This window comes from Paenibacillus sp. P4_E11 (genome assembly GCF_056401635.1).
The window spans coordinates 12,071-25,127 of record NZ_JBFUIX010000036.1; the positions used below are offsets into that span (position 1 = coordinate 12,071).

General features: G+C 52.1%; 7 protein-coding genes. 1 reads left to right on the forward strand and 6 read right to left on the reverse strand.

From position 1 onward, the window contains the following. Position 1: 1 nt before the first annotated feature. Positions 2-4,678 (forward strand): 3-keto-alpha-glucoside-1,2-lyase-like domain-containing protein, encoded by a 4,677-nt coding sequence (locus AC1DWB_RS15485; RefSeq protein ID WP_477541976.1) that lies wholly within the window; start codon positions 2-4, stop codon positions 4,676-4,678. 743 nt (positions 4,679-5,421) lie between these two features. Here AC1DWB_RS15485 and AC1DWB_RS15490 read toward each other — a convergent pair. The 6 genes from AC1DWB_RS15490 to AC1DWB_RS15515 form a co-directional block, all read right to left on the reverse strand. Further along, positions 5,422-5,895: an SRPBCC family protein gene (locus AC1DWB_RS15490; RefSeq protein ID WP_477541977.1), complete on the reverse strand. Its 474-nt coding sequence runs from the start codon at positions 5,893-5,895 to the stop codon at positions 5,422-5,424. Between the two features lie 177 nt (positions 5,896-6,072). Then, positions 6,073-7,734 (reverse strand): type 2 periplasmic-binding domain-containing protein, encoded by a 1,662-nt coding sequence (locus tag AC1DWB_RS15495; RefSeq protein WP_477541978.1) that lies wholly within the window; start codon positions 7,732-7,734, stop codon positions 6,073-6,075. 91 nt (positions 7,735-7,825) lie between these two features. Continuing rightward, positions 7,826-8,716 carry a carbohydrate ABC transporter permease gene (locus AC1DWB_RS15500; protein ID WP_477541979.1) on the reverse strand — a complete coding sequence of 297 codons (891 nt, stop codon included), beginning with the start codon at positions 8,714-8,716 and terminating at the stop codon, positions 7,826-7,828. Positions 8,717-8,736: 20 nt separating this feature from the next. Next, positions 8,737-9,639 (reverse strand): ABC transporter permease, encoded by a 903-nt coding sequence (locus AC1DWB_RS15505; protein ID WP_477541980.1) that lies wholly within the window; start codon positions 9,637-9,639, stop codon positions 8,737-8,739. A 29-nt stretch (positions 9,640-9,668) separates the two neighbouring features. Then, entirely contained in the window at positions 9,669-11,603 is a 1,935-nt protein-coding gene (locus AC1DWB_RS15510; RefSeq protein ID WP_477541981.1) for a heparinase II/III domain-containing protein, read from the reverse strand. 275 nt (positions 11,604-11,878) lie between these two features. After that, a complete protein-coding gene (locus AC1DWB_RS15515; protein ID WP_477541982.1) occupies positions 11,879-12,943 on the reverse strand; it encodes a Gfo/Idh/MocA family protein in 1,065 nt (354 codons plus the stop codon). Positions 12,944-13,057: the final 114 nt, after the last annotated feature.

A 13,057-nucleotide genomic window follows, 5' to 3' on the forward strand; every position in this document is an offset into this window, starting at 1 on the left:
GATGAAAAAGTTGGCAAAAGCCGCGGCATGGCTTGCGATCGTTTGCCTGTCGTTCGGCGTCTTGGACGCAGGCTTGTTCGCGCCTGTCGCGAAAGCGGCGGTCACTGTGATTCATGTGGCGAACTACGGCGCCGTTCCGAATGACGGCACGGATGACGGGGAAGCGATACGGACGGCGATCGACGAAGCGGTGCGAACGCCGGGGGGAGCGGAGGTCGTCTTCGCGACGGGCCGGTATTTGGTCGGTCCGCCGCCGCGCGAGTGGCGGTTCGATACGGATGGCAGCCTGGACGGATGGACGCTGGCGAATCAATTGTCCGGCACCGTGTCGGGTGGAGTGTTGACGCTCGCTCCGAGCGGAACGGACCCGTACATGATCTCGCCCGGCGCGCTCGCCATCGACGGGAACCGCTTCTTTAACGTCCGGATCCATATGAAAAACAACACCGCCGCCACGTCGGCGACGATTTGGTGGACAACCCAGGACGACGCGGCGTGGTCGGTCGCCAAAAGTGAGACGTTCCCGATCAAGCCGAACGACGCCGGGTTTACCGAATATACCGTCGATTTGAGCTACCACCCGAAATGGGCGGGCAACATGATCAAGAAGCTGAGGCTGGACCCGGAAAACGGAGCCGGCTCGGGGACGATCGAAATCGATTCGATCTGGGCCGACGTTGCGACCGCGGCGGAATGGAAGTTCGATACCGACGGAGACGCCGAAGGTTGGACGGCTCTTGGCGGATCCGGTCTCGTTGCGGGCGGCCGCTACCAACTGACAGTTGCCGCAGGCGACTCCGCCGTGTTGTCTCCGGAATATTTGAGCCTTCACGCCGAGCGGTACGGTACGCTCAAGCTGCGGATAAAAAACAACACTTCCACCGTCCAGGGCAAAATCAGTTATATTACCGATACGGACCCGGTGTGGGACGACAAAAAGTCGAAGACGTTCGCGATTTCGGCCGGCGACGCGGACGTGAAGGAATACGTCATACCGCTCGACAGCCTGTATTACAACGGCATCGTCCGGCAAATCCGCATCGAACCAGCCGCCGGGGCCGCTTCCGGTACGGTGGAAATCGACAGTGTACGCTTCGAACCGCAAAACCCGCTAATCTCGAACTTTTATTTTCATTACAAAGGGGCTACGGGCGGTCTGACGCTGCGCGGTAACAATACGGAGCTGATGTTCGCCGACCCTTTCTACGGGGCGTTCAAATTTCAGGATTCGTCCGGCATTGCGATCAAAGGCTTCACGGTCGATTACGAGAAGCCGCCTTTTACGCAAGGGGTCATCACCGCTTGCAACGGCCCGGCGGCTACGGTCGACTTCGCGCCCGACGCCGGGTACGGGTATATTTTGGACGATCCGCGTACGGCGCTCATGCCTTCCAGATGGGGAGTGGTGCGCGATCCGAGCAATTTCGATTTGCAAAAGGAGGCTGCGCCGAACCTCGTCACGGTGCAGTCGTGGGAGAAGTTGGGCACGAACGCCTACAGGCTGCAGCTCCCGTCTTACATGACTTCCAAAGTGTGTGCGTCGGGCTACATCGAGCAAAACGACAAATTCGCGTTCAGCTACCGCGGGACCGGCTTCAACGTGTTCGACTTGCGCAACGACAGCAACATCTCCATCGAAGGCGTGACCGTTTATAAAGGGGCGGGGACGACGATTACGGGGCAAAATTTGGAAGGCTACGTGACGGTCGACAACCTGAACGTTCTGCGCCGTACCCCGGATCAGGTAATGACGACCCCGGCGGATGGCATCCACATCCAGTTTTCCGTAAACGGGCCGGTCGTGCGGAATTCGACGTTCGAAGGGATGCTGGACGATGCGATCAACTTTTACCAGCATCCGAGCCAGTTGATTGAAGCGAAATCCCCGACGCAAATCTACGCGAAAATCAGCGGCATTTACGCGATCGGCGACACGATTCAAGTGTTCGATCCGCGAACCGGGCGAATCCGGGGAACGGCGGTTATCGTCGGGATGGTGCCGGTAAACGGCTTCGAATTGAAGAGCAGGGCGATTCTGACGCTGGACCGGGCGATTCCGGGTATGACGGGCGGCGACGACATGTCGACGGCGGACTCGATTTTCAACCTGACGAAAAATTTCCAAAACTACGAGGTAAGCGGCTCGACGTTCCGGGAATCGCGGCGGTACGGAGTTCTCGTGCGGCCCGGCAGCGGCGGGGTGATCCGGAACAACACGTTCACCGACCTCGGCGGGGCGGGAATCGCCGTGCAAAACGAGCCGGGACCGTTCGCGTATGAAGGGCCGATGGCGGAGCAGTTGACGATCGAAGGCAATACGTTTAACGGCAACAATTACTTGAATGATATCAACAGCGCGGCCAAGGGCGGCAAGTTGACGGCGAGCGGCATTCAAATATTCGGCGAGAAAGCCGACAAGCAAGTATCGGATTCGCGGGGAATCCGCGGCATTACGATCCTTAACAATACGATACGCGATCCGATCCGGAACGCCATCCTGATCGCCGGCGCCGATACGGTCACGTTTGCGGGCGCCAATACGATCACGACGGCGGCGGGCGTTCGGACGCTGGACGGCGACATTGCGGCGATCAAGCTGGAAAACGCCGCAAACGTGACGATCGACGGGGTGTCGATTACCGATCCGCGCCCCGAGCTGAATGCCGCAATCCAAGTCGGGACGGCGGTGGAGCGCCTGACGGTCGGCGGCGTCACTTATTCTCTCGCTTCCGGCGTCCCGGGGACGTTGAAGCTGGCCTCCGAGGCGCCTGCGGGCTTGACCGCGACCGGGCGCGGCAGCGGGGTGATCGAGCTCGATTGGACGGACATGGCGGGAGCGAACACGTACAACGTGTACCGCGGTACGACGCCGGACTTTGCGCCGTCGTGGGAGACGAAAATCGCCTGCTGCGCGGATAGCCGTTATTGGGACACGGGGCTCGCACCGTCGACATCTTACTATTACAAGGTGACGGCCGTGAACGCCGCCAGCTACGAGTCGGCTGCTTCGGTCGCAGCTATGGCCACGACGCTGCAAGCGCCTTTCGCCGACGACTTCGAGGACGGCAACTTCCTTGGGTGGACCGCCTCAGGCACCGGGTGGTCGGTCGTGCAGGATGGGACGAAAGTGCTTCGCCAGTCCGACTCGATCGGCGAATATATCGCGATTGCGGACGGGACTTCCGCGTCCGACAGCGTGATCGAAGCCCGGATCAAGATGACGGACGAAGGGCCTAGTTCGACGGGCTCCGGCATCGTATTCCGGTATGCGGACGGCGACAACTACTACTGGCTCAATCTGAGGCGGCCGGATAACAAGCTACGGCTGATGAAAAAGTCGGGCAACGTGTGGAGTCAAGTATATGCGGCCGCGCTGCCTCAAAGTTTGAACAGTTGGTACTCGGTGAAGATCGAGGCCTTCGGTGGCTCGATCAGAGCATACGTGAACGGAGCGAAGCTCGTCGACGTCACGGATTCCGGTCCGGCTTCGGGCAAGGCCGGGGTGCGCGTATACAATACGGCGACGAACGTCGACGATTTTAAAGTGCAATTCGGGGCGCCTCTTCCCAATCTGATCCCGGCGCCGTTCGTCGACGGCTTCGAGGACGGGAACGCATCCAATTGGCAGAAGTCGGGCAGCGGCGTATGGTCGGTCGTCGCTGAAGGTGGTACGTACGCCTACGACCAGTCATCCGTCGCCGGCGAGGCGATCAGCTGGCACGACGGCACTTCCGCGGCGAATAATTATGTTGCCGAGGCGAAAATCAAGCTGACCGGCGTCGGAACGGACGCCAGCGGAACCGGTCTCGCCTTCCGCCGCACGGACAACAACAATTACTATTGGTTGAACTTGAAAGTTCCTTCGAATGAGCTGAGGCTCATGAAGAAGGTCGGGGGTACGTGGAGTCAAATCGGATCGACCATTCCATTTCCGCTTCCGCTGAATGAGTGGCACCGGGTAAAAGTCGTCGTCGAATGCGATTCGATCAAAGCGTATGTGAACGGCGCCAAAGTATTCGACGTGATGGACGGCAGTTTGCCCGCCGGCGGAATCGGCTTCCGCTCGTTCAAGACGTCGGCCCGCTTCGATGACGTGACCGTCACGAACGAAATTCCGCCCGAGCCGGTGACGTCTACGCCGCCCGGTCCGACACCGCCCGTATATTTGCTGTACGACGATTTCGAGGATGGCGATACGGCGGGCTGGACGACGTCGGGCGCGAGCTGGAAGCTGGCGCCGGACGTCACGCTTGTGTACGCGCAGTCCGGCGCGAGCGGAGAAGCGGTATCCTCGGCCGGGAACGCGGCGTGGACCGATTACACCGTTCAAGCCAGGGTAAAAATGACGGCGGAGAACGGGTTTGCCACCGGCGCGGGTCTCGTGTTCCGCATGACGGACGACAATCATTACTATTGGTTGAATTTGCGCCGACCCGACGGCCAGCTGCGGTTGATGAAGAAGGACGGGCAAACATGGAGCCAGATCGCCAATGTGCCGCTGCCGCAGCAGTTGACAACGTGGTACACACTGAAGGCCGTCCTCAACGGAAATTCGATCAAATGCTACGTGAACGGCGTCGAGAAAATCAACGTGACCGACTCCAGCATGAGCGCGGGCAAGATCGGGCTCCGGACATACGGCACCGATGCCGAGTTCGACTATGTGACGGTGGAGTGACAGCTTCCGCCACACGCGAATCCAGTGAGCTGCATCCATGAATACGCACTCTTTGCTGCGGGAGAGGCCGGGTGCCGGTACGGGGGGCAGGCTTCGCACTTTGAATGAGGCAAAGCAAGATTTAAGCGGCTAATCACAGAGTACAAACGTATTGAGGACATGTTAATTCAACAGTTTAAGCAGAGCGCAGTGTTTCCAGATTATGAGTGTTCGAATCGTTCGCTTTGGAGCAAGAAAAGAATAAATCGAATGAAATCGTGCAATCCATGATGTATTTGACAACCCAAGTCAAGATATTTGTCATCCGACAACAACCGACTACTGTCCAACGACGCAAATGTATCTATATAATTTGATTTGAAAAGCTTGAGAAATCAAGCTTTTTTACAGAATCAGAAAGTATAAACTTCGAGAGGTTGCATCCTGATTCGGCATAAAAAGTTACCGCTAAAGACGAACCCGCTTCACCGAATTGCTCCGATAGGAGCTTTTTTTATATTAATGTAGGGACATTTGTGTCAACAAAAAATGCACAAATGTCCCTACATTGTAGACTAGCGACACAAATTACCCCACATTTTGTAGTAATTCTATCCGCAATACGATGGTGTTTTTTTGTTTGTCAGTGGGGAATGGATAAAGTTCTTGTCATTTATGACATCAAGTTCTTGTCAACCGAAGCAAGACAATGATGTACTTTACGACAAACAAGATCGAAGTGTTTCATATGAACCCAAGCCTTCTTATTGGTTTGGATCAAGGTTAGCAGTATTTTCGGCCATACTTTTAATATATTCGTTCCGTCGTAAGAGTAAACGTTCCATATACGATCGTAAAAACATCACGTCTGCTAACTTACCGAGAGGTCCAAATGGTGAGGTATAATCGAATGTATCCGTCATCCACGTCCCACCGTCTCGTAATTCAAATGTATGCTCATGTCTGAACCGTTTAAAAGCCCCGCTAACCATCTCGTCCACGAATTTATTAGGCGAATCGAACTCCGTAATGATGGATGTTAAATGTTGGCGAATGCCGAAATGAGTAGCCTCCCAGGTCACGGTTTCTCCAAGTTCGATCAACCCACTGGTCCGACCTTTTATCGCTCTCTCATTTGTATGAGAGGTCGATTCCATGTGAATATCAATGCTGCGTGAAAGATCAAAACACACTCGGAGAGGTGCTTCAATAAACAGGGATATTTTTATAATGGGCAACAGCCATCCTCCTTTGTTTAGTCGTGCACTATTTATCGGTCTAAATAATAGATTAACATATTGCTGTCATAAGCCACATTATCGATAGCCTTCTTGAATAGTAGTTAGCAATAAAAAAATCCCATCCCCAAGACCTTAGTCTTAGGGAGGAGATTCGTATACTCATAGTACGTTCATTTAGTTCGTAAATCCGATTTCCTTGTAAGTATCTGTCATTTCCTTGTCGAACTTATCACCACCGAGCTTCTTCCAACCCGCGATCATTTCCGTATACACAGCTTCCGGATCACCGGCCGTAACGATGAGCTTAGTTATCATTTCATTCAGATATGTGGCAATGGCCGCCTGATTCTGCGCTGCGAATGGACGGGCAATCGCGTTGATCCATGCTTTTTTAGGAGCGGACTCGGCATGGATTTTGGCGAACGTATCCAATACCTTCGCATAATAGGTAGGATCGGTAATCGAACTATCGGCTTTGGCCGTTGCCAACAATTGATCATACGTCAACTGTGGTTGACCCCCTTGAATGATGGACATATCGCCGGAGTACCAGGACACTTCCTTCGCATTTTTGGCAGGGTCTATCGGTGCCCGGATGCCGTCCACCATTTTCCAGTGAACACCTTCGATACCGAATTGCAGCGTCTCAATCACCTTCGGGTCGGCCATCCAGTTCAAGTATTTGATCGCCGCAATCGCCTGAGGTTCTTTGCTCGATTTGGGCACCATGCTGAACATACCGTGTTTGGCTGCACCGCCTGATTTCTTCACACCGTCTGGATTGGGGAACAGTGCAACAGGCATCCATCGCGCATTGGGAACCGCTGGCATCGTCTTCAACGTGGTAGCCCAACCGCTGTCGTTGCTTTCCACGAAACCGGCGACACCGGTAGCGATTTGCTGGTTCATCTGTTGCTGATTGACGTCCGTAGCGAATTCCTTGGATATAAGACCTTCCTTATACAATTTATTCATGAACAGCAGGAAATCGTGTCCGGCCTTCGATGCGATGTTGGATACGAATTGATCCTTCTCCCAGACCCCTCCATACATCGCGATACCGTTGCCGAGCAGTCCCGGATTCATCCCGAAGGCACCGGACAACACATACATAAACGATTTGTCCACGGCAGGGAATGCGAACGGGATTACGTTGGCCTTGCCGACATTGCCAGGATCCTGCTCCTTGAAAGCTTTCAACACCTTGTAGAACTCATCCAAGTTGGTAGGTGATTTCATATTCAGCTTATCCAGCCAGTCCTGACGTACAATGATCTGTTGGCCTCTATTCGTGTTCGCATTGATGGCCGGAACCGCATACCGTTTGTTCTTGTATACACCGGCGTACATCGCATCATTGTTGTTTTTCTTAATCTGACTGCCATACTTGTTGACCAAATCGTCGAGCTCCCATAGACCTCCTTGACCGGCATAACGGAACAAGGTATTGATATCGTAAGTAAAGATGATGTCCGGCGAATCTCCGGAAGAGAGCCAGGTGGTCAGCTTCGTTTCTGCTTCCGCTCGTGGTGCGAGTGCATATTCCAGATCGATACCTAGCTTCTTTACTTCCTCTTGGGCCCACTTGATCATCGGGGCTTCATTTAACTTCATTCCTTGAGGTGCATTGCCGCGATCGTACAACATGACGCGCAGCTTCGTCATCTCGGTCGGCGGTTTAGTTGTTGCCTCTTTGTTAGCTCCTGCAGTCTCACTCGGCTTTACACTGCTGTCAGGAGTTTTTCCTTTGGAACTTGTACAAGAAGCCAACACTAACGCTAGAGAGAAGAGGAGAACCAGACTAATCCAGACTTTCTGTTTGACCATACCTACCATTTTTTTGCCTCCCTTAATATGTTTTGATCAGGATATATGAAGGGGACTGGCATATCCCAATTCCCTATTCCTGTAAGGACGTACAGCTTCTTCAGCCTTTTACCGAACCCAGTAAAGCTCCCTTGACAAAATACTTTTGCAAAAATGGATAAACAATCAGAATAGGAAGGGTAGCAAATATGATCGTAGCGGCCTTGAGCGATTCCTCAATGACGTTCAATTTCCCTTGCACCTGTATAACTTCAAGGGACGTGTCCATCTGGGACAGCAACAAGATGTTGCGTAGTCGGACTTGCAGCGTGTACAGACGAGGATCATCGATATACAGCACGGCAGACATATACGTGTTCCAATGCCCAACAGCATAGAACAAGCCAATTGTAGCGATCACCGCGCCTGACAATGGCAGCACGACAGAGAAGATGTAGCGAATGTTGCTGCAACCGTCTACGACAGCCGCTTCTCGGAGTTCCTCCGGCATGTTCTGGAAAAAGGTTTTCATAATAATCAGATTGAACACACTGATCAAACCCGGAATGATGAGCGCCCATAAGCTGTCCAGCATACCCAACGATTTGACCAGCAAGTAGCTCGGAATCATACCGCCGCTGAACATCATCGTAAAGACTAGAAAATTCATTACATATTTTCTTCCCGGCAAATCGCGGCGGGAGAGCGGATAGGCAGTAAATATAGTGAAGATGAGATTGAGTACTGTCCCTACGACGGTGATATAGATCGTCACCATCATGGCAAGCGTAACATTGTCGTCCCAGAACACCGCTTTCATCGCATCCCAATTAAAATCTACTGGCCATAGCACAACTTTCCCAGATTGAATGGCGTGACTGCTGCTGAACGCATTGGCGAGCGTATTCAGGAATGGGTAGATGCAAGCGAAGGTGAGCAGTCCAATAATCAAATAATTGAAGATATGAAACGCCAAGTCCCAATTCGTACTGTGTCGTCTGTAACCTCTCATCCTCTTCACCCCTTGTTTGGTTACCATAGGCCTTCTTGCCCCATCTTCTTCACCATATAATTCGCTCCGACAATCAGGACCAGATTCACAACCGATTGAACCATGCCGATCGCCGTCGTCATGTCGAAGGTGCCTTGTACGATCCCCAGCTTATATATATAAGTACTCATTACATCGGCTACATCCATGACGGTAGGATTCATTAACGCGAACGGCTGCTCGAAGCCAATGGATACCATATGCCCCAAATTGAGAACAAGCAGCACAATTATCGTCGGAATCATGGAGGGGATCGTAATATGAATGATCTTCTTCCAGCGCCCTGCTCCATCGATGGAAGCCGCTTCGTACAGGAACGGGTCGATCGTCGTGATCGTCGCCAAGTAAATGATCGTCCCCCAACCCGCACTAGCCCACACGCTGGATAGGACATAGACGACGACCCACCAAACACTGTCGGACATGAAGTAAATCGGCTCGAACCCGAACCATTGCAGCATGCGGTTGACGATCCCGTATTTCAAGGAAAGCATGTTGTAGATAATACCGCCCATGATGATCCAGGATATGAAATGCGGCAAATAGAGCAGAGATTGTGTAATCCTCTTAAAATATTTGTTGCCTATTTCGTTCAACAGAATAGCCAGAATAATAGGGGCAGGAAACCCGACCAGGAGAGTGAGCAAATTTAATCCCAGCGTATTGCGCACGATTCTATAGAAATTAGGCAAGTTGACCATGTTGATAAAATGTTGGAAATTGTTCCAGGGGCTTTCGAGTACACCTTGAAAGATGTTGTAATCCTTAAATGCGATCAGCAGCCCAAGCATAGGCACGTAAGCGAATACAACAAAGTAAATGAGTCCGGGAGCCATGAGCGCGTATAAATCGATATATTTCCCGAGTTTCTTCAGGGGATGCATAGGTTCACTGCCTCTCCAGTAGTTTTGATCTATTGCGAATCGACGGCGGAATCGCAAGTGACAGCAAACCGATACTCGGCTTGGAACGTTGCCGTGCTTCCAGTACGTCGTACCATTACGCCCCAGCGTTGCAAGTCCGCTCGGTGTTCATACCCCTTGAAGAGATAGACGGTCGTTCCCGGGCTGCCGGTCATTGCAAGGGTCAACTTCTTGTTCGGCAGCAGCCAGCTTACTTCCCAGTCATCGTCGGTTGTGCAGCTCTGCACGTCGAGCATAAGTTGATAACCGTCCTCCTCGCCAGGCGGTTGTGTACTTTGCATCGGGAAATCGCACTGCAGTTCGCCGGAACAATGAAACAGCCAGTCGAATGTGTGTTCTTCAGATTTCCCCTCGGTAGAGGTTACCGTGAATTCGTCAATTAGTCGGTCAGGACACAAGTGCAGATAACGTGTAAACGTCAGATTGGGATAAACATTATCTGCTGCGACCTTGCAGCTATTGTTGGTGGCATCGAAGGCCAACATCTGGCCAGGTGGTCGATTGGGCTGGTTGTGCCGATCAACGATTACCGTGTTGTGGGCAATCGACTTGCGCTGCCATTCACGGAACAGATCTGAGCCGTATCCGCTGTTGGAGATGTCGCGTGAGATCAGTTCGTCTTGCAGGAACAGTTCGAAATTCATCACATCGGCATGGGAATGGCCTTTAATGACAAAACCGTATTTAAGGAAGACACTCGCCTGTTCATTCTGCAGCATGCAATAATGGATATCTTCGTCGTAGAGCGATAGCCTGAGCGGAGTTATCGACTCTCCATGGTCGCGTTCGTAAGCTTCCCACTCCGAGCGCCAGTTCGTGCCGAACAGCAGCCGCGGAATGCCTCCGATATTGGCGGTGTTCTCGGTGTTCTCGTCAGTTCCATTCGGTTCGAACTCGTCGTACCCATGCGCCAGCGCATAACGGAAAGGCGGTTCGTCATAAATATTGCGAATCCATTCGTACTGATGGGCGTAATTGCGGAATGATGTAAGGGGCCAGCCATCGTTAGGACTTGGGAATAGCCCGTTCGGGAATGCGTATTGTGACGGATAACGGTACATCATCCGTACCGCCTGTGTTAACTCGGGAAATTCATACTCATAGAGCTCGCAAAACGCGGCGTAGTAGGTAAGCCCGTCGGCACAGAGAAAATGATAAACGAACGAGCTTTCATACCAGAAGCCTTGCGGCAGCAGTCCGTCGGCCAGCTTGCGCTTGATCCCTTCCTCGCCATCGGCCGCGCGCTGGCACCATTCGCGTTCATGGAAGAACAAGCCAATCATACCGAGAGCGGACTTCATCCAGATACTGATGTTAGGCGTTCCGCCGCTCTTCTTGTGAAGAAAGTCGGCCATAGGTAAGAACAATCGATGTTTATAGCGTTCTAATTCCGTTTCGGTCAGCTGCTCTCGCACCAATTCCAGCCCGTTCAGCATCCAGCAGACGGCCACCGCGTCCGATAGATTAATGCCGCTGAATTGGCCTTCGAATCCAGGAGGGGTACGAACCTTAAAAGATTCAAAATGGTCACAGTAAAAGTTGAGCACCTTGCGGATGTAGTCCAGATAAGTCGGGTCGCTGTGCAGGTTATACAAGACGGCCGCGCGAAATACATGCGTACAAGCAGTGCTGCGATAAGTGGCACACCATGCTTCATTCACATCTTCGTCCTGGCGCAAGGCCCCGCATTCACCGCAATAGTGCTCATTCGGTTTGGAAGGATCGAACACCAGTGCCGAGGAGCAGAGGTTGCAGAAGTAATGATGCCCCCATCCAGCAATACGTGAAGGGTCGTCTTGGTAATGGACAATCCACTGGTCGGTATCCGATTTTAATTGTCGAGCGATATGTTCCGCCCATGGGAAAACATCTAATTTGTTTCTGATAGCCTGCCAATCGTTTACCAAACGTTTCGTCTGAATCATAACGCGGATAGCTCCTTTCGGAATGAGAGGCTGTCGATTAACAGTTGATAGAAGCAAAAACGGCCGTTCCAAGTGAAAAAGGACCCCGAGAGCTCAAACATCTTGTTTGAACCTCCCTGATTGTATAAGGGATTTTGCGGTATGGAGGTTCAAGCCAAAACTCGCTGGGGTCCTCTTTTTCACTTTCCACTCCTCTTGTCCACAGTTAATCGACAGCCTCAATAATGGCCTTAGATGCAGCTTAAATGGATGCGCTTACATAATTGAACTGTGGATTAAACCTGTTCGATTCTTCCCGTCACTTGCACCTTTCTACCGGATGCCGATGACTCCCGTATCGATTGGATGATCTGGAGCAATTGAATCCCCTCAATAGCACCATTACAGTCCGTTTGTTTGGCCCGCAAATGATCGATAAACTGCTGATGGGCCCGATGAACGGCTCCCCCGCCTAATGTATGGTCGAATGTGTAGGTACAGATTCCGTCGCTGGCCCGATAGGAATAGGGCCCTATCTCGGTGTCCGTTTTCAATTCCGCCGTCAGCATTCCAGTTTCCAATTGGTAGTGGAAATGCCCATGGGTACCGTTGACTTCGATTAAGAATGCAGGGGTAGAGCCGGTTACGAAGGAACAATAGGTCGCTTCCAGAATGCCGGTAACCCCATCGTTCAGTCCCATTAGAACGAAGGAGACATCGTCCCCCTTCAGAGGGGCGTATAACGTATTCACTTCTGCCATTACCCAGTGCGTCTTCCCGGTGAGGAAGGTGAACAAGTCAATCATATGAATACCGAGTTGTTCTAACGCACCGCTTCCTTCGGCCTGCCGCCACCCGCTTTTCAATTTGAATCCAGAACCAGATATCATCTTCCCTCGGATCGAAATAATACCGCCCAAGGAACCGGATCGCATGACTTCCCTGATCGCCTGTATAGCAGGATCTCCGCGAAAACACATGAACACGCCTAGTTCTTTTCCCGCCTCTAATGCGGTTGCCAGCATCATTTCAGCATCATGAATGGAGGTCGCAATCGGCTTTTGCACAAGGACATGCTTGCCAGCGCGTAATGCTTGTATAGTCAATACTGCATGAGTGCTGTTAGGTGTTGCAATATCCAGCCAATCGACCTCAGGGTCGCTCAGCACATCCTCGAGGTTGGTTGTCCATTTCTCAATCCCGAATTGCTCGGCAAGGACTCTTGCGTTGTCCTCGTTGATATCCATGATCCATTTCAACCATGAACCTGTTACGGCTTGATGAGCTGGCAAGTGCAAGGAACGAGCCGTGATGCCTGCACCAATCAATGCTGAACAATAAATGGGATTGCCTGATTTCACTTCGGTGCTCCTTCCTGGTGAAAAGAATATGTACTATAACAGAATGGATTGTGTTTAGTATATAAGTAATATCAACGCGTTTGTTTGTCTACTTTATGGTAAAATGTTGCTGTA